The following is a 16,388-nucleotide window of genomic DNA, read 5'->3' as shown; positions in this document are numbered from 1 at the left end:
CGCGTTGCGCTTTTCTTGACATTGCGTCCCGCCCCCTGCTCAACGCGGGCTGCCGCGCCACGGGCCCGTCATTCGCCAGCACCCTCCTGCTACCCCCCGGGCCTGCAAAGCGGCGACGTGCCCGGCCGACCGGGCCATCGTCTGGGCGCGGAGATCACGGCATTGCCCCCGGCCACAACCCCTGTCCACCGAACAGGGCAAGATGGCCAGCTGCGGCATTCGGGCCGCTCAGCAAAGCACGGAATCTCCATGAAGCACTACGACTACATCGTCATCGGCGGCGGCAGCGGCGGCATTGCATCGGCCAACCGCGCCGCCATGCACGGGCGCCACTGCGCGCTGATCGAAGCCGGCGAGATCGGTGGCACCTGCGTCAACGTGGGCTGCGTGCCCAAGAAGGTCATGTGGCATGCGGCCCAGATCGGCGAGGCCATGCACCGCTACGGCCCCGACTATGGCTGGGATGCCACCGTCAACCGCCTGGACTGGCAGCGCCTGCTGGACAGCCGCAGCGCCTATATCGACCGCATCCATGCCTCGTATGAAAGCGGCCTGGCGCGCAACAAGGTCGAGCTGCTCCAGGGCTTCGGCCGCTTCGTGGACGCACGCACCGTGGAGGTTGGCGGCCAGCTTCTCAGGGCCGACCACATCCTCATCGCCACGGGCACGCGCCCGGCCCGGCCCGACATTCCTGGCGCCGAACTGGGCATTGACTCCGACGGCTTCTTCGCCCTCAAGGCCCTGCCCGCGCGCACGGCCGTGGTCGGCGCCGGCTACATCGCCGTGGAGATTGCCGGCGTGCTGCACGCGCTGGGCTCGCAGACCCATCTGTTCCTGCGCCAGGCATCGGCGCTGCGCAGCTTTGACCCGCTGCTGAGCCAGACCCTGATGGAGATCATGGAGGCCGAAGGCCCTGCCGTGCACCGCCAGGCCACCCCGAAGGCCGTGGTCCGCAACGCAGACGGCAGCCTGGATCTGCAACTGCAGGACGGCAGCAGCCACACCGTGGACTGCGTGGTCTGGGCGGTGGGCCGCAGGCCCGACACCTCGGGCCTGAACCTGGAGGCCGCAGGCGTGGCGCTGCAGGACAGCGGCCACATCGCGGTGGACAAGTTCCAGGACACCAATGTGCCCGGCATCCACGCCGTGGGCGACATCACGGGCCGCATCGAACTCACGCCCGTGGCCGTGGCCGCAGGCCGGCGCCTGTCCGAGCGCCTGTTCAACGGCAAGACCGGCGAGCACCTGGACTACGACAACGTGCCCACCGTGGTCTTCAGCCACCCGCCCATCGGCACCGTGGGCCTGACCGAGCCGCAGGCGCGCGAACGATTTGGCGACGATCAGGTCAAGGTCTACCAATCGGCCTTCACCGCCATGTACACGGCAGTCACGCGCCACCGCCAGCCCGCACGCATGAAGCTGGTCTGCGTGGGTCCCGAGGAGCGCATCGTGGGCATACACGGCATCGGCCTGGGCATGGACGAGATGTTGCAGGGCTTTGCCGTGGCGCTCAGGATGGGCGCCACCAAGCGGGACTTCGATGACACCGTGGCCATCCACCCCACGGCGGCCGAGGAGTTCGTGACCATGCGCTGAAGCGCCTCTGCGGCCCTGCGCCCTCAGCGGTTGACCACGGCCTTGGGCAAGGCCAGCGTCAGCAGGCTGCCGGCCACCAGGCAGGCCGCGAACAGCAGCAGGCCTGTGCTCGACGAGTGCGTGAGGTCCTTGAGCCAGCCCAGCACATAGGTGGCCGCAAAGCCGCCGAGGTTGGCGATGGAGGCGATCAGCGCGATGCCGGCCGCCGCCGCAGGCCCCGTGAGGAAGGTGGCGGGCAGGCACCAGAACACGGGAAAGGCAGCCATGATGCCCGCCGTCGCCAGCGAGAACAGCAGCACGGTGGCCAACACATGGCCGGTGTACAGCGTGCTCATGGCCATGGCGGCCGCACCCGCCAGCGCCGGCAGCACGATGTGCCAGCGCCGCTCGCGGTGCCGGTCGGAGCTGATGCCGCACAGCAGCAGCGCGGCAATGGCAAAGGCATTGGGAATGGCCGTGAGCAGGCCGATGTCCGCCGGGCTCTTGACGCCCGCCTCGCGGATGATGGTGGGCAGCCAGAAGCTGATGGCATAGGTGGACATCATCAGGCTCAGGTCGATCATGCCCAGCAGCCAGACGCGGCCGCTGGACAGCGCCGCCCACAGCGAATGGTGGGACTCGGCCAGCTTGTCGCTGTCCAGGCTGCCGCGCAGCAGGCCCTTCTCGCGCGGCGACAGCCACTTGGCCGACTCGATGCCATTGGGCAGATAGACGAACACCAGCAGGCCCAGCACCACCGAGGGAATCGCCTCCAGGAAGAACAGCCACTGCCAGCCCGCATGGCCGCGCACGCCCGCAAAGGCCGTCATGATCCAGCCCGACAGCGGCGCCCCGACCAGGCTGGCCAGCGGCAGGCCGATCAGGAACAGCGCCATGATCTTGCTGCGCATGCGGGTGGGATACCAGTAGGTCAGGTACAGCATCACGCCAGGGAAGAAGCCTGCCTCCGCCACGCCCAGCAGAAAGCGCAGCACATAGAACTGCATGGGCGTGCTCACGAACATGGTCGCCCCCGAGATCAGGCCCCAGGTGATCATGATGCGCGCTATCCACAGCCGCGCTCCCATGCGCGCCAGCACCAGGTTGCTGGGCACCTCGAACAGGATGTAGCCCACGAAGAACAGGCCCGCGCCCAGGCCGTAGACCGTCTCGCTGAAGCCCAGGTCCTGCTGCATCTGCAGCTTGGCCAGCCCCACGTTGATGCGGTCCAGATAGGCGGCCAGGTAGCACAGGCAGAAGAAGGGCACGAGCCGCCATGTCACGCGCCCGTACAGCTCCCGCCGCTCCTTCTCCTGCTCGCGCAGCCGGACCGCCTCCCCCTGCATGCCGCCAATGCCTGCATTGCTGTGAACTGACATTTCAGCTCCTTGCTGTGTTGACCATTGCCACCGTCCATGGCCGTGCGGTGCACGGGCACATGCCCCGCGCCGCCGCGCTGGCGCACCGCGTCCGGATCCGGTGGAAGCATCTGAAGCAGTGAAATTTCAAGCGCCTACGCTCAATGCTACGCACGATAGTCAAAAACAAGTCAAGTAGTTTCCCGATAGTTAACGCACATGAGAAATCTCAAAATCTCTGTACGCAAGGGAAACGACGGGCATCTCTTCATAAAAAGCCTTGGTGTTCTTTTGTAGGCAACCCGACTCAATTCGAGTGCACACACTTCATAGACCCAACAGCCACGGCCTGAAATCCGTGATCAAACCGAGGAGAGACCCATGCCCAGACTGCGCTCAAAGACGGGACATGTCCTTGCCCTGGCCGCCCCGGCGCTTGCCATGCTCCATGCCATTGCCCCGCTGCCGACGGGTGCCCAGGTCACGCTGCAAGGCCAGATCGATGCCTTCGCGGGTTTTTCGCGGCCGCTGGGCGCGGACAAGGGCACGGGCGTGCTCACGCCAGGCGGCATGCAGACCAATTTCTGGGCCCTGCGGGGAACGGAGGCGCTGGGCGGCGGACTCAAGGCCGTGTTCGCGCTGGAGGCCTTCTACCGCGCGGACAGTGGCTCCGAAGGGCGCTTTGCCAATGACGCCTTCTTTGCGCGCAGCGCCTATGTGGGGTTGGGCAGCGACCTGGGCACGCTGCAGCTGGGCCGCAACACCACGCCCTACTGGCTGGCCACGATTGCCTTCAACCCCTATGCAGGTTCCTTTTCGTTCTCACCTGCGGTGCTGCAAAGCTTCGGACCCAACGGCAGGGCCGCCGCCGCGCTGCGCGGAGACTCGGGCTGGAGCGACAGCCTGCTCTACACCAGCCCGTCCTGGGGCGGCTTCACGGCACGGCTGCAGTACTCGTTCGAGCCCCCGTCTGGCACACCCGCGTCCCGGCGCCGCGATGCAGACAAGTACGGCGCCAGCCTCGGCTATGCGGGCGGCGCCTTCAGCGCGGCCATCGCCTACCAGAGCGTGGCCTATGCCAATGCCGCCGCCAGCGGGTTCGACCGCCAGGGCGCCTGGCTGCTGGGCGCCTCCTACGACCTGGGCGTGGCCAGGCTGTTCGCCCAGCACCAGCGACTGGCCGACCGTTTGGCCGGTTTGGCCGGCGCGGACCGCCGCAGGAACAGTGGACAGCTGGGCCTGTCCATCCCCGCAGGCCCGGGCGCCGTGCTGGCCTCCTACAGCCATGCGCGCACCTCGGGCGCCGAAGACGCCAGGCGCAATACCTGGGCCATGGGCTACGACCACCCGCTGTCCAAACGCACGGACATCTATCTCAACTACCTGCACGACCGCATCACCGGATCAGGCGCCGGCAGCGGCCAGACCTGGGGATTGGGCCTGCGCCACTACTTCTGAGATGGCACCTGCACCGCGCGCAACACCGTCTCCACCATGTGATCGCCCCAGCGCTGCAGCTCGGCCTGCTGCAGCAGATCCTTGTCGAAGAAGGCGCTCAGCGTGTGGCGGTTGGACAGGTAGAAGTAGCCCAGGCCCATGACCGTGATGTAGAGATCGTCGATGTGCACATCGGGACGGAACAGGCCCTGGGCCATTCCCGATTCCACGGCCTTGCGCAGCAGCGTGATGGCGTTGGGAAAGAAGTCGCGTATGCCCGAGGCCTTCTTCAGGTGCTTGCCCTTGAGCAGGTTCTCGGTGTTGAGCAGGAAGATCAGTTCCGGGTGCTCCTGGTAGTAGCGCCACATGAAGCGCACCACGGCCTCCAGCGCCGCGCGCGGATCGTCGAAGTCCACCAGCAGCTTCGCCTCGGCCTCCACCAGCTTGCGGTAGGCGTTCTCCAGCACGGCGGCGAACAGCTTGTCCTTGCTGCCGTAGTGGTAGTAGAGAAGGCTCTCGTAGCACTTGGCCTGCTTGCCGATGCGTTGCACGCTGGCGCCGTCGTAGCCACTTCTGGCGAACTCGATCTCGGCCGCCAGCAAGATGGCCTCCTTGGTCGTCTTGCCGGTCTTGGCAGTCCGCTTGCGCCCCGCAGACGCCTTGGCAGGGGCCTTGGAAGGAGCCGACTTCGCAGCGGCTTTCCTGGCGGGCGCAGCCTTGCGCTTCGGGGTGGCGGGAACTTCCTCGGGATCAGTGGTCATGGGCACGGCGTCAGGTGAAGGGGGCGTTGCGTCGGCCATTCTAGGGAAAAACGCCATATTGAAATTGAGTGTTCACTCAAACAAAATTGAGTGAACACTCAACAAGGAGAGTCCCCATGGAAACCTATGTACTCGATACCTGGTACCCGCTGACCTGGTCGCGCAACGTGGGCCGCCAGCTGTCGGCGCACCGCATCGTCGAACGCGACGTGGTGCTCTACCGCACCGAGGCCGGCGCCGTCGTGGCCATGGAGGACGCCTGCCCCCACCGCCTGCTGCCGCTGTCCATGGGCAAGCTCAAGGGCGATGCCATCGAATGCGGCTACCACGGCCTGACCTTCGACTGCAGCGGCCGCTGCACGCGCGTGCCGGGCCAGGACATGATCCCGGGCAACGCCGTGGTGACCACCTATCCGGTCAAGGAGAACATGGGCCTGGTCTGGATCTGGATGGGCGATCCCTCGCGCGCCGGCAGCGTGCCGGTGTTCGACCTGCCCCAGTACCACGACCCGGCGTGGAGCGCCGTCGAAGGCGATGCGCTGCGCATAGAGGCCAACTACCTGAACCTGGCCGACAACCTCTGCGACCCGGCCCATGTGAGCTTCGTGCACCTGAGCACGCTGGGCAACGCGGCCAGCGAGGACATCCCCGTGCACCACGAGGAGCTGGACGGCCGCATCGTCACCTGGCGCTGGATCATCGATGCGCCGGCCATTCCGCTGTTCGCCAAGTACGGCAATTTCAGCGGCAACGTGGACCGCTGGCACTACTACCACTACCACGCGCCCAGCATCGCCATCATCGACTTCGGCAGTGCCGCCACGGGCACGGGCGCCCCCGAGGGCCGCCGCGACAACTGCATGCAGATCTATGCCTGCCACTTCATGACGCCCGTGGATCGGAACACCTCCATCGACCACTGGCTGCACGTCAAGAACTTCACGGCCGATGCCGACACCAATGCGGCCCTCTCTGCCGACTTCCGCGTCGCCTTCGCCGAGGACAAGGCCATCCTCGAAGCCATAGAGCGCAACGAAAAGCGCTTTGCCGAGCGCAAGACCATCAAGATCGCCATCGACGCGGCCCCCCGGCGCATGCGCCGCATGGTGGACCGCATGATCGAGGGCGCGCCCACGGGCGGTTGAGAAGCAGGCCATGCAGACCACGCCGCTCCCTGTGCCCGCACATCCCGCGCTTCCACCCATAGGCTGCAACGGCCGTGGCGTGCAGCGCTCCTCGCGCCACCAGCCTATAGGCCTGCAGGAGCTGCCGATACGCGAGCAGTTCCGCCTGGTCAGCGAAGCCGGCGCCTTCGACTGCTTCGACCGCCTGCCGCTGCGCATGCAAATGGCCGAATACGAGGCCGCCATCGCCGAGTTCAACCTGCCCGTGCACACGGCCAGCTGGTTCTACCGCCTGGGCGAGGACGAGGCCCTGCTGGCCGACAACCTGCGCATCTGCCAGGCCATGGGCGCGCGCTGCCACAACATCATGACCTTCAAGCACCACCGCGACGGCCATGTGCTGGACGATGCCGAGATCACCGACCACTACCTGCGCGTCTACGACGACGCCATGTCCCTGGGCGTGGAGCCCAGCTTCGAGCTGCACGTCAACATGTGGACCGAGGACTTCCTGCGCGTGCGCGAGGTGGCCCGGCGCGTGCAGGCGCATGGCGTGCCCTTCCACTTCACTCTGGACTACAGCCATGTGAACTTCAAGATCGGCAACCCCGCCGAGCAGGAGCTGTCGGGCGTGCGCGAGATGGTCGAGCGCGGCGAACTGGTGCTGGACCCCTTCGAGCCCGGCTCGCTGTGCGAGCAGTGGCTGGACATGGGCATCGTGCGCTGGGCGCAGTTGCGCGCGGCCGGGCCCAACCAGCCACCGAACCTGTGGCACCGCAACGAGGATGGCGGCCATGGCCGGGGCATCCAGTACCCCATGCTGCGCCCGGGCCCCGGCGAATGGCACTCGCCCTGGCACGCCTACCTGCTTGAACCGTCCAAGGAGGCCATCCGCAAGGTGCTGGCCTACCACCATGCGCATCCGCACAGCCCGCTGCGCCACCTCACCACCGAATTCATCAACCTGCCCGACTACGGACTGGGTGCCGGATACGACCTGCTGGCGCAGAACGTGGCGGCCGCGCGTTTCATGCGGCAAACCTGGGACGAAATCTGCGCCCGCCCCGCAGTCCAGGCCTCGTGCAAAGGTGCATCATGACCCCCGCCCAGCCCCCCCAAGGCCATGCCGTCATCATCGGCGCCGGCCATGCAGGCGGCACCCTGGCCGCCCTGCTGCGCCAGTACGGCCACCTCGGACCCATCACCCTGGTCGGCGGCGAAGACCTGCCGCCCTACCAGCGCCCGCCGTTGTCCAAGGCCTGGCTGCAGCAGGCCATGGACCCGGACGATCTGCTGCTGCGGCCCGCCAGCGCCTATGCCGACCAGGCCATCGTCCTGCGCCTGGGCATGCGCGCCATGGCCATAGAGCCGGGCTCGCGGCAGGTGGCGCTGAACGACGGGTCGGCGCTGCACTACGACCACCTGGTCATTGCCACAGGTGCCGCACCGCGCTGGCTGGCCCTGCCCGGGGGTGAGCGGCCCGGCGTGACCTACCTGCGTACCCTGGACGACGCGCAGGCGCTGCGGGGCCATCTGCAGACCGCCCGCCGCCTGGCCATCATCGGCGGCGGCTATGTGGGGCTCGAAGTCGCATCCACGGCCCGCAAGCTGGGCGTGCAGGTCCGGGTCATCGAGCGCGAAGGCCGGCTGCTGACCCGCAGCGCCTCGCCGCAGATCGCCGCACACCTTCAGCGCCTGCATGCGGGCCAGGGCGTGGACTTCCATTTCAACGCCTCGGTCGCCTCCATCCAGGGCGACGGCCCCGCCAGCATCACCGGCCTGGCGATGGCCGATGGCACCCATCTGCAGTGCGATGCCGTGCTCATCGGCGTGGGCGCGGCGCCCAGCGTGGAACTGGCGCAGTCCCTGGGCCTGGACTGCGCGGGCGGCATTGCCGTGGACGGCGAGGGCCGCACCGCCCTGCCCGGCATCTACGCCATAGGCGATGCCACGCGCCGCCCGCTGGCCGGCCACACCGGGCTGCACCGGCTCGAAAGCGTGCCCAGTGCGCTTGAACAGGCACGCCGCGCGGCCTGCGCCATCACCGGCCGCGCCCTGCCTGCCCCTGAAACACCCTGGTTCTGGTCCGATCAGTACGACAGCAAGCTGCAGATCGCCGGCCTGCCCGGCCGTGGCGACCAGACCGTGCTGCGTGGCGACCCGACCAGCGGCAGATTTGCCGTTTTGCACCTGCAAGGCGGCGTGCTCTGCGCGGCAGAGTGCGTGAATTCACCGGGAGAGTTCATGGCCGCACGCAAGGCCATTGCCGCCAATTGCTGAAGCCGCCCGCCCCTCACAAAACACGCCCCACCATGACCACCATCACCTTCATAGAACACAGTGGCCGCGAGCACACCGTGCAGGCCACGGACGGCCACAGCCTCATGCGCACCGCCGTCTCCCATGGCGTGCCCGGCATCGATGCCGAATGCGGCGGCGCCTGCGCCTGCGCCACCTGCCATGTCTACATCCGCCCCGAATGGCTGGACCGCGTGGGCCCGGCGCTGGGCAATGAAAAGGAAATGCTGGACTTCGCGCTCGACGTGCGCGGCGACTCGCGGCTGGCCTGCCAGATCACGGTATCGCCACAGCTGGACGGGCTGGTGGTGGGCATGCCGGTGGCGCAAAGCTGAGGGCTGTGCAGATGCGCCGGCCACCCCGGACACAGCGCGCCCTGCAATCGCGTACCACCCCATGTCACCAAACGCAAGGCCGGGGACTCCGGAATGCGTCAAGCGGTACCGCAAGCCATTGCCTGGAATCGAGAAGGGGAAGGGCTATCTCAGCCCACCACATCGGGGAATCAAATATCTCAGGAGAACCTGAGATCGTGGTCGGTAAATAGCACCTTGTACAGCGGAGCAAAATCATCGTCTGAATTTATCAGCGTGAAATCCATATTCATCAAAAGAATGCTCTTTTCCAGGATGACAAATCCAGCCGATACTATCTTTTCAATTACTTGATTCAACAAATGATCATCCCCCGCCACTGCAATCACCTTACTGCCTGATCTTTCAAAATTCTCCAGAATGGCCACATAGTTTCCAACCCAGGAAATAAAAACCTCATAGCACCCAATACTGCCATTGATGTCGAGGCGGTAGCACACATCATCGTTCACATCTGAATAGTCTTGCACCTCAGTGATATGCCCAATCGATTCTTTCAGAGCACTGGCATCACAAGATGGAACAGATAATTCAGAGTAATTAGGTTCGCGCAATGAACCATATTTCACCAAAACCTGTGCCGCAATATCCCGGACAATTCCACCCATTGATTCAACCCTCCTGAAGGGTGACCTTCTTCATTCCACCCGTCCTATCCAGCAAAACAAGATCACGATAATATCCGGAATCTTCGTCAGGCAGATAAACATCAATCTTGAAATTCCTTTCCATAAAAGCAAGGATTGAATTATCGACCACGACATCCTCTTCAAGATATACAGTGACCATTTTCATTCCCTGGAATTCATGAGAATCTTCAATCAGCAAAACAATTTTCGCCTTTTTCTCCACGAGCTGCTCGACTGAATCTATTGCACAAACATCACCAGGAGAAAGTTCCAAAGAACTCGCAAAACAACCGAGCAGCGCTGCATCCTCATGAGCACGGTCCACAAGAAAATTATTCCAGATCATTAATTGAATCCCATCCCTATTGGATTCTTGAATCATCTTCAATCAATAGAAACTCAAGAAACTCCTACAGCTCCACCTCCCTTTCAAACAGCGATATTGCTTTCAGCGCCAGACTCTCTGGCGCATCTTGGCAAATCAGCAATACAAACCTCACGCAATTGAGCCCGGGAAATGCGCCATGAGCGAAGAATTCAACGGCATCCTCCAAGCTCTCGCTCAGGGAGATAGTGACAACATCCATATCTCCGGCATCCAGAAGCAAGTCATCAATCATCTCTTCCGCTTCGGGGTAGTCCCCCCACGTCGCAAAGAACTCGCACCCGATCTCCAGCAGCCTGGTTATTGCAATATTGAATTCCGGGTCCTCACCCATCCCTGTCACCACAAAACAGCCAAGCGGAAGCGGACTGGACTGCAGCCTGCCCGCATCGCAGGTTTTCGATATTACAAGCATGTTCTTCATTGGCGCATTTACATGTCCGACTGAACCCACTTCACCTCTGATGGATGAATGGCAAAATTCGCCATCAGCTTGTTGATGGCAAAAACTGTCTCAACACCTCTGTCCACGTAGATCGCCGTGCCTTTGGCCGGTGAATTCACGTAGAAATGAAAGAGGATGGTACCAACATCCTTATCCAAGGCATAGCAATAATGGCAGACATCCAGATCGTCAACATCTCTCACAAAATGCAGCCCGTGCTTTCTGTATAGCTCCGAAGGCCCATCAGACAAGAGGATGACCGGCTTTGATTCACCGCTGGGCCATGGATTCTCTTCAGACATTGCTGCGCTTTCCTTATCTGCCATGTTGCAATTGCTCGCCGTGGCGTGCTGTAGCCCGCGACTTGCCCACCACGGCCCTCAAGCACTCCACCAGCAATCTCGTCGTCGCCGTCATGGGCTGGCCGCGCAGGGTGATCAGGCCCACGGGGGGCAGGTCTATGGGCACGGGCAGGTCCAGCACGGCTACCAGCCCCTGCTGCGCGAAATGCTGCGCCACGCCGCGCGCCATGAAGGCCACGGCGCCGCGCTGGTGCAGGAAGCTGATCTGCGACAGGAATGAGGCGGACTCCACCAGGTCGGCCGGCGGATGCAGGCCGTGCGCGAAGAACTGCTGCTCCAGCTTCGCGCGCAGCGATGCCCAGGGCGGGGGCATGACGCAGGGCATGTCGGCCAGCGCCTGCCAGCTGGCGTGCTGCGCCAGCAGCGCATGGCCGGGGCGCACGACAGCGACCATGGGCTCGTCGTACAGGGCTTCGGTCTCCAGGTCGGGCGAGGCGTAGCCGGGTTCGAGCCGGCCCACGAACAGGTCCAGCTCGCCCATGCGCAGCTTGGGCAGCAGCCGCGTGAGATCGCCCTCCTCGACCAGCACCGTGGTCTGGGCCGATCGCGCCTTCAACTGCTCGACGGCCCGGGCCAGCAGCACGGGCGTGGCCACCACCATGGCGCCCACGCTGGTGCGCCCGCGTGTGCCGCTGGCCTCGGCCGCCATTTCATCGCGCGTGCGTTCGAAGCCCGCCAGCACCGAGCGCGCAAAGCGCACCATGCTGACGCCGGCCGCCGTGGGCTCGGTGCCGCGCGTGGAGCGCTCGAACAGCGTCATGTCCAGCATGCGCTCGATCTCGGCCAGGGTCTTGGAGACGGCGGGCTGGGTGACAGCCAGGAACTCGGCGGCGCGGCCCAGGTGGCGAAACTGGTCCAGCGCCACCAGCAACTGCAGATGGCGCAGCTTGAGGTTGGAGCGCAGCACGCGGTCTATCTTGCTCATGGGGTCTTCATAGCTTCGAGGTTATGAAGCCAGTCTATCTTTTCATTGGATTGTCATGATCAGGCGCTGAACAATCGCGCCAGTCAGCCCAAGGCCCGGATCACAGGGCTGCAAAAAGCCAATACAGGAGACAAGCGATGAACACCCCACGCACACGCCATGCAAGCCGGCGCGAATTCGTGCTCGCCACCCTCGGCGCCAGCGCACTGGCTGCCACCGGACCTCTTTTCGCCCAGAACTGGCCCGAACGCCCCATCACCTTCATCTGCCCCTGGCCTGCGGGCGGCACGGCCGACCAGTCCATGCGCGCGCTGTGCACCGTGGCCGGCAAGCTGCTGGGCCAGCCGATCGCGGTGGAGAACCGCGCGGGCGCCTCGGGAATGATCGGCGCCAAGGCGCTGGCCTCGGCCAGGGCGGACGGCTACACCATCGGCCAGATTCCCATCTCGGTCACGCGCTTCTCGCAGCTGGGCAGCCTGCAGGCCGATCCGCGCAAGGACTACACCTACATCGCGCGCACCTCGGGCCAGACCTTCGGCATTGCCGTGCCCGCCAATTCGCCGTTCAGGACGCTCAAGGACTTCGTGGCAGCCGCCAAGGCGAGGCCCGGCCAGGTGACCTATGCCCATGCAGGCGTGGGCGGTGCCACGCATGTGGGCATGGAGGAGTTTGCGGGCGTGGCCGGCATACAGCTCAACCATGTGCCCTACAAGGGCGGCGCCGAGGCACTGCAGGGCGTGCTGGGCGGCCATGTGGATGCGCTGGCCGATTCCAGTTCCTGGGCTCCCCATGTGGAGGCCGGCAAGCTGCGCCTGCTGGCCACCTGGGGCGAGCAGCGCACGGCGCGGTGGACGGCGTGCACGGCGTCTTCATAGGCCCTGCCGACCTGGCCGCCTCCATGGGCCACCGCGGCAACCCCGGCCACCCCGAGGTGCAGGCCGCCATAGAAGCCGCCATGAAGACCATCATGGCCAGCGGCAAGGCGGCCGGCACCCTGACCTCGGACCCCGCCCTGGCCCGCCGCTACCTGGACCTGGGCTGCAGCTTCGTGGCCGTGGGCGTGGATGTGCTGCTGTTTGCCAATGCGGCGCGCAGGCTGCGCGCGCAGTTCGATGATTCGCCGGTGGCCGAGCCTGTGCAGCAGCCTGCCGCCTATTGAGCTTATTGAATCAGGCAGCCACCAGCCATGCCAGAAGCCCGGCCGCCGCCGCAGTGGCCGCCACGCGCCGTGCGAACTGCGGCGCATAGGTCAGCAGCAGGCCCAGCGCCAGGGCCGCAAAGGTCAGCAGGCCCAGCCAGGCGGCCACGGCCACCGAGGCATTCCAGCGCAGCAGGCAGGGCGCCAGCGATAGGGCCAGCAGCGCGTAGCCGGCCAGCCGCCAGGCCTTGAGACGTGCGGGCGCCAGGCCTTCGGTGCCCAGCTGGTCCTGGTGCCGGTCCATGGAAGCGGCGATGATGGAAAAGCCTGCAAAGGCCAGGCAAAGGGTGGAAAGAATCATCATGAGGCGCGCTCCAGCGTGGGGGCATGGCTGGCGGCGCGGGCTTGCGCCCGGGGCGCGGCAGCCGCTGCCGGCTTGCCGCGCAGCAGCCACCAGGCCACCACGCCGTGGATGGCGGCCAGGCCCAGCATCAGCAGCTCGAAGCTTGCAATGCTCCACTGCCCGCTGGCCATGGTTTGCACCAGCGATGCACCGCCCGTCAGCAGGTTGAGCACGGGCAGCAGCGCATACAGCACGGCGGCCAGTGCCATCTGCTGCAGCCAGGCATTGCGGTGCGAGACCAGCAGCGGATGCAGCAGGCACAGCAGCCAGATCAGGAAGAAGCCGTTGATTTCCCAGTCGGCACGCCCCTGCATGGGCACGGGCAGCAGCCGGTTGAGCCAGAAGAAACCGGCCACGGCCACCGACAGGCCCGCGATGGAGCCCACGTTGAGCACCTCCACCAGACGGTGGCCGAAGGGCGTGCGGCCCAGCTTGCGCCGCTCGGGCATGCGCTTGACCACCCACAGCACCATGCCGGACGCGGCCATGAAGGTGCCGACCACGCCGCTGAGCAGCAGCAGCCAGCGCGTGGCGGGCTCGGCAAAGCGGCCCAGGTGCACGCCGGTGATCACGTTGCTGGTGGCACGCACCCAGGAGATGGCGGGCGCTCCGGGGCTGTCCTGCAGCTGGCCGGTCACGCCGTCGAAGCGCAGGGTCTCGGACTGGCCGCGGTTGATGAGGCTCATGCCGCCGCCTTCGCGCAGCTCGAACACCGCGCGCGAGGTGCCGGGCGCGTTGACGGTGATGCTGCCCACGCCGTGCTCGGGCCAGCGGCGCGCGCCCTCGGCCATCATGGGCGCGATGTCGGCCAGCGCGGCAGCCTGGCGCTCTTGCTTGCCGCCACGCGCACCCGGGCCCTGGTTGGCCGCCTGACCGCGCGCACCCCGCACATCGGCGAAGTAGGCATTGGTGTCGCCGTTGTAGGCCGCCTGTATGCCCCAGGGCATGAGCATGAACATCAGCAGCACCAGGCCGCTGAAGGTGATGACGATGTGGAACGGCAGGGCCAGCACGGCCGTGGCGTTGTGCGCATCCAGCCAGGAACGCTGGCCTTTGCGCGGGCGGAAGGTGAAGAAGTCCGTGAAGATCTTCTTGTGGGTGATCACGCCCGTGATGATGGCCACGAACATCAGCATGGTGGCGAAGCCCACGATCCAGCGGCCCCAGATGCGCGGCATGGCGTGTAGCTCGAAGTGGAAGCGGTAGAAGAAGTTGCCGGCGCGCGTCTCGCGCGGCTCCAGCTTCTCGCCCGTGGCGGCGTCGATCTCGGCGCGCTTGGTGCCTGCGCGGCCCGTGGCGGCGCCGGGCTCGCGCCAGGACGCGGCCACCGCCACCTGGCGCGGGCCGGGCAGGCCCAGCGTCCAGGTGGTGGCCTCGGGCGCGATGCGCTGCATGGCGTTCAGTGCGCGCTGCGCGGTATCGGCGTCCTGCACCGAGCCGTGCAGCTCGGGCCGCATCCAGTCGTTGATCTCGTCGCGGAAATAGCTCAGGGTGCCCGTGAAGAACACCGCGTAAAGCAGCCAGCCCAGCAGCAGGCCGCTCCAGGTGTGCAGCCAGGACATGGACTGGCGCAGCCCCTCGGGTTTGCCATCGGTCCTCATGTCGCAGCTCCCTGAGCCAGCACCCAGGCCAGCAGGCCCAGGCCCGCGCCCGGCAGCCCGATCACGGCCCAGGCGCGCCAGGCACTGGCGCAGCCAAAGGCCCACATGGCGGCCACGGCGTAGATGATGAAGGCCAGCAGCGTCGAGCCCAGCGCCGCATCGGCCCGCTCCACGCCCAGCCAGACCATGGCGCGCGCGCCCGTGGCGGCGCAGGCGGCCGACAACAGATAGCCGCCGCCGATCGCCGCCACGGCGCGCGAGGCCACGGCCGCGCGGTAGCGCAGCAAGGATGGAGAGGACCCTCCCGGGGTCGAGGCTTGCATGGGGATGACCTTTCTTGCGGATCGTTGCCCATCCCGGACGCCGCGGACGCAGCGCAGGCCCGGACGGACAAAGGCGCCACAACAGCTCAGGGTCTGCGCGGCGCCGGGCTTTGGCAGCGCGCCTGGAGCACGCCGCCTCTCAAAGATCAGTAATGATAATGATTTTTATTACCAGAGTCATTTAAAGAAATGCAAAGCCGGCCGACCGCTGCCGGCTCCGCTGTCTAGCTCCGCTTGCGCCCCGCGAGCCAGCGCCCGCCGAACTGGTTGATCACCATGCCCGCGAGCACGGCCAGCGTGCCCATCCATTGCATGAAGGTGGGCCGCTCGCCCAGCAGCAGCATGGCCGAGACCAGGCCCACCACGGGCACCATCAGCGACAGCGGCGCCACCGTGCCGGCCGCATAGCGCTGCAGCAGCCGCGTCCACAGGCCATAGCCCAGCAGCGTGGCCAGCAGCGCCAGGTACAGGATGGAGGCCACGGCGGTCAGGTCTATCCCCGCCAGTTGCTGCACGACCGAATCCGCGCCATCGGTCCAGACGGCCAGGGCCATCAGCGGCGCGATGGGAAAGATGCTGCTCCAGACGATGAAGGGGAAAGGCTCGTAGGGGCCGCTGCGCGCCGCATAGCGCGTGATCATGTTGGACACGGCCCACATGCAGGCTGCGCCCACGGTCAGCAGAAAACCGGCCAGCGTCATGGCGTTGTCGCCCTCGCCGTGGGCGCTGCCAATGGCGACCAGCCCGCCCAGCGACACCACCAGGCCCAGCCAGTGCCACAGGCGCGCGGGCTCGCCCAGCAGGAAGGCGGCCAGCAGCAGCGTGACGAAGGCCTGCGTCTGCAGCACCACCGAGGCCATGCCGGCAGGCATGCCCAGCTTCAGGCCCAGGAACAGCATGCCGAACTGGCCCACGCCCTGCACCAGACCATAGGCGGCCAGATAGCGCCAGCCCACCGACTTGGGCGGACGCACGAACAGCAGGAACGGCAGCGACGCCACCACGAAGCGCAGCGCACTCAGCAGCATGGGCGACAGCGTCAGCAGGCCGAACTTCATGGCCACGAAGTTGGTGCCCCAGATCAGGATGACCAGCAGCGCACGCGCCCAGTCGCCACGGCTCAGGTGCTGCGCGGTCATGCCCTGGCCTCGGTGCGGCGGGGCCTGCAATGGTCAGGAACAGCGGCCGTCAGCACCGGCAAGGGCAAGGAACAGGAAGAAGGCATGGCGGGCAATGGGCAAAAAGAA

General features: G+C 65.9%; 17 protein-coding genes and 2 pseudogenes. 8 read left to right on the top strand and 11 right to left on the bottom strand.

From position 1 onward, the window contains the following. Positions 1 to 249: 249 nt before the first annotated feature. Complete coding sequence (gorA, locus tag A9976_RS23435; RefSeq protein WP_183020984.1) at positions 250 to 1,599, top strand: glutathione-disulfide reductase; 1,350 nt, start codon at positions 250 to 252, stop codon at positions 1,597 to 1,599. A gap of 23 nt (positions 1,600 to 1,622) precedes the next feature. Here the strand turns inward: gorA and A9976_RS23430 are convergent, their stop codons facing one another. Next, complete coding sequence (locus A9976_RS23430; RefSeq protein ID WP_183021061.1) at positions 1,623 to 2,924, bottom strand: MFS transporter; 1,302 nt, start codon at positions 2,922 to 2,924, stop codon at positions 1,623 to 1,625. Between the two features lie 393 nt (positions 2,925 to 3,317). On the opposite strand from A9976_RS23430, the gene A9976_RS23425 reads away from it, so the two are divergent. Beyond that, on the top strand, positions 3,318 to 4,394 hold the full coding sequence (locus A9976_RS23425) for a porin (protein ID WP_259649280.1): 1,077 nt from the start codon (positions 3,318 to 3,320) through the stop codon (positions 4,392 to 4,394). Here A9976_RS23425 and A9976_RS23420 read toward each other — a convergent pair. After that, the gene (locus A9976_RS23420) at positions 4,385 to 5,134 is read right to left on the bottom strand and encodes a TetR/AcrR family transcriptional regulator (RefSeq protein ID WP_183020983.1); all 750 of its coding nucleotides are present in this window, start codon (positions 5,132 to 5,134) and stop codon (positions 4,385 to 4,387) included. The two genes, A9976_RS23425 and A9976_RS23420, sit on opposite strands and share 10 nt — an antisense overlap. Before the next feature lie 116 nt (positions 5,135 to 5,250). Between A9976_RS23420 and A9976_RS23415 the strand changes: the two genes are divergently transcribed. Genes A9976_RS23415 through A9976_RS23400 form a run of 4 tightly spaced genes read left to right on the top strand, consistent with a single transcriptional unit; the run spans position 5,251 to position 8,891 of the window. Next, a complete protein-coding gene (locus tag A9976_RS23415) occupies positions 5,251 to 6,279 on the top strand; it encodes an aromatic ring-hydroxylating dioxygenase subunit alpha (RefSeq protein ID WP_183020982.1) in 1,029 nt (342 codons plus the stop codon). 10 nt (positions 6,280 to 6,289) lie between these two features. Beyond that, the gene (locus tag A9976_RS23410; protein ID WP_183020981.1) at positions 6,290 to 7,357 is read left to right on the top strand and encodes a xylose isomerase; all 1,068 of its coding nucleotides are present in this window, start codon (positions 6,290 to 6,292) and stop codon (positions 7,355 to 7,357) included. After that, a complete protein-coding gene (locus A9976_RS23405; protein WP_183020980.1) occupies positions 7,354 to 8,538 on the top strand; it encodes an NAD(P)/FAD-dependent oxidoreductase in 1,185 nt (394 codons plus the stop codon). Before A9976_RS23410 ends, A9976_RS23405 begins: the two co-directional genes overlap by 4 nt. A 32-nt stretch (positions 8,539 to 8,570) precedes the next feature. Further along, entirely contained in the window at positions 8,571 to 8,891 is a 321-nt protein-coding gene (locus A9976_RS23400; protein WP_183020979.1) for a 2Fe-2S iron-sulfur cluster-binding protein, read from the top strand. Between the two features lie 179 nt (positions 8,892 to 9,070). Here the strand turns inward: A9976_RS23400 and A9976_RS23395 are convergent, their stop codons facing one another. Genes A9976_RS23395 through A9976_RS23375 form a run of 5 tightly spaced genes read right to left on the bottom strand, consistent with a single transcriptional unit; the run spans position 9,071 to position 11,676 of the window. Next, entirely contained in the window at positions 9,071 to 9,538 is a 468-nt protein-coding gene (locus A9976_RS23395) for a hypothetical protein (RefSeq protein WP_183020978.1), read from the bottom strand. Between the two features lie 4 nt (positions 9,539 to 9,542). Next, a complete protein-coding gene (locus A9976_RS23390; protein WP_183020977.1) occupies positions 9,543 to 9,941 on the bottom strand; it encodes a hypothetical protein in 399 nt (132 codons plus the stop codon). Between the two features lie 28 nt (positions 9,942 to 9,969). Beyond that, positions 9,970 to 10,368, bottom strand: a complete 399-nt coding sequence (locus A9976_RS23385) for a hypothetical protein (protein WP_183020976.1) — start codon at positions 10,366 to 10,368, stop codon at positions 9,970 to 9,972. Between the two features lie 8 nt (positions 10,369 to 10,376). Next, the gene (locus A9976_RS23380) at positions 10,377 to 10,715 is read right to left on the bottom strand and encodes a hypothetical protein (protein ID WP_183020975.1); all 339 of its coding nucleotides are present in this window, start codon (positions 10,713 to 10,715) and stop codon (positions 10,377 to 10,379) included. After that, positions 10,705 to 11,676: a LysR substrate-binding domain-containing protein gene (locus A9976_RS23375; RefSeq protein ID WP_183020974.1), complete on the bottom strand. Its 972-nt coding sequence runs from the start codon at positions 11,674 to 11,676 to the stop codon at positions 10,705 to 10,707. Before A9976_RS23375 ends, A9976_RS23380 begins: the two co-directional genes overlap by 11 nt. A 137-nt stretch (positions 11,677 to 11,813) precedes the next feature. On the opposite strand from A9976_RS23375, the pseudogene A9976_RS23370 reads away from it, so the two are divergent. Both A9976_RS23370 and A9976_RS23365 read left to right on the top strand, forming a co-directional pair. After that, positions 11,814 to 12,527: pseudogene (locus tag A9976_RS23370) on the top strand (Bug family tripartite tricarboxylate transporter substrate binding protein); the annotation flags it as partial. Next, a pseudogene (locus A9976_RS23365) lies at positions 12,521 to 12,835 on the top strand (aldolase/citrate lyase family protein); the annotation flags it as partial. The pseudogenes A9976_RS23370 and A9976_RS23365, both read left to right, overlap by 7 nt. A gap of 10 nt (positions 12,836 to 12,845) precedes the next feature. On the opposite strand, the gene A9976_RS23360 reads toward A9976_RS23365, so the two are convergent. From A9976_RS23360 to A9976_RS23345, 4 genes are all read right to left on the bottom strand, one after another. After that, positions 12,846 to 13,178: a DUF3325 domain-containing protein gene (locus tag A9976_RS23360; protein WP_183020973.1), complete on the bottom strand. Its 333-nt coding sequence runs from the start codon at positions 13,176 to 13,178 to the stop codon at positions 12,846 to 12,848. Then, a complete protein-coding gene (locus tag A9976_RS23355; RefSeq protein ID WP_183020972.1) occupies positions 13,175 to 14,818 on the bottom strand; it encodes a PepSY domain-containing protein in 1,644 nt (547 codons plus the stop codon). Before A9976_RS23355 ends, A9976_RS23360 begins: the two co-directional genes overlap by 4 nt. Beyond that, on the bottom strand, positions 14,815 to 15,141 hold the full coding sequence (locus tag A9976_RS23350) for a DUF3649 domain-containing protein (protein ID WP_183020971.1): 327 nt from the start codon (positions 15,139 to 15,141) through the stop codon (positions 14,815 to 14,817). The genes A9976_RS23355 and A9976_RS23350 overlap by 4 nt, the downstream gene beginning before the upstream one ends. 224 nt (positions 15,142 to 15,365) lie before the next feature. After that, positions 15,366 to 16,280, bottom strand: coding sequence for an EamA family transporter (locus A9976_RS23345; protein ID WP_183020970.1), 915 nt, complete (start codon positions 16,278 to 16,280; stop codon positions 15,366 to 15,368). Positions 16,281 to 16,388 lie beyond the last annotated feature (108 nt).

The sequence above is a fragment of the Delftia sp. UME58 genome, assembly GCF_014170385.1.
Taxonomy (GTDB): domain Bacteria; phylum Pseudomonadota; class Gammaproteobacteria; order Burkholderiales; family Burkholderiaceae_C; genus Comamonas; species Comamonas acidovorans.
Note: the sequence above shows the minus strand (reverse complement) of the source record. Positions and strands in the feature narration are given on the sequence as shown.

Coding starts and splice junctions, on each gene's coding strand:
- gorA (WP_183020984.1), top strand. CDS start 250: ATGAAGCACTACGACTACATCGTCATCGGCGGCGGCAGCGGCGGCATT.
- A9976_RS23430 (WP_183021061.1), bottom strand. CDS start 2,924: ATGCAGGGGGAGGCGGTCCGGCTGCGCGAGCAGGAGAAGGAGCGGCGG.
- A9976_RS23425 (WP_259649280.1), top strand. CDS start 3,318: ATGCCCAGACTGCGCTCAAAGACGGGACATGTCCTTGCCCTGGCCGCC.
- A9976_RS23420 (WP_183020983.1), bottom strand. CDS start 5,134: ATGACCACTGATCCCGAGGAAGTTCCCGCCACCCCGAAGCGCAAGGCT.
- A9976_RS23415 (WP_183020982.1), top strand. CDS start 5,251: ATGGAAACCTATGTACTCGATACCTGGTACCCGCTGACCTGGTCGCGC.
- A9976_RS23410 (WP_183020981.1), top strand. CDS start 6,290: ATGCAGACCACGCCGCTCCCTGTGCCCGCACATCCCGCGCTTCCACCC.
- A9976_RS23405 (WP_183020980.1), top strand. CDS start 7,354: ATGACCCCCGCCCAGCCCCCCCAAGGCCATGCCGTCATCATCGGCGCC.
- A9976_RS23400 (WP_183020979.1), top strand. CDS start 8,571: ATGACCACCATCACCTTCATAGAACACAGTGGCCGCGAGCACACCGTG.
- A9976_RS23395 (WP_183020978.1), bottom strand. CDS start 9,538: ATGGGTGGAATTGTCCGGGATATTGCGGCACAGGTTTTGGTGAAATAT.
- A9976_RS23390 (WP_183020977.1), bottom strand. CDS start 9,941: ATGATTCAAGAATCCAATAGGGATGGGATTCAATTAATGATCTGGAAT.
- A9976_RS23385 (WP_183020976.1), bottom strand. CDS start 10,368: ATGAAGAACATGCTTGTAATATCGAAAACCTGCGATGCGGGCAGGCTG.
- A9976_RS23380 (WP_183020975.1), bottom strand. CDS start 10,715: ATGGCAGATAAGGAAAGCGCAGCAATGTCTGAAGAGAATCCATGGCCC.
- A9976_RS23375 (WP_183020974.1), bottom strand. CDS start 11,676: ATGAGCAAGATAGACCGCGTGCTGCGCTCCAACCTCAAGCTGCGCCAT.
- A9976_RS23360 (WP_183020973.1), bottom strand. CDS start 13,178: ATGATGATTCTTTCCACCCTTTGCCTGGCCTTTGCAGGCTTTTCCATC.
- A9976_RS23355 (WP_183020972.1), bottom strand. CDS start 14,818: ATGAGGACCGATGGCAAACCCGAGGGGCTGCGCCAGTCCATGTCCTGG.
- A9976_RS23350 (WP_183020971.1), bottom strand. CDS start 15,141: ATGCAAGCCTCGACCCCGGGAGGGTCCTCTCCATCCTTGCTGCGCTAC.
- A9976_RS23345 (WP_183020970.1), bottom strand. CDS start 16,280: ATGACCGCGCAGCACCTGAGCCGTGGCGACTGGGCGCGTGCGCTGCTG.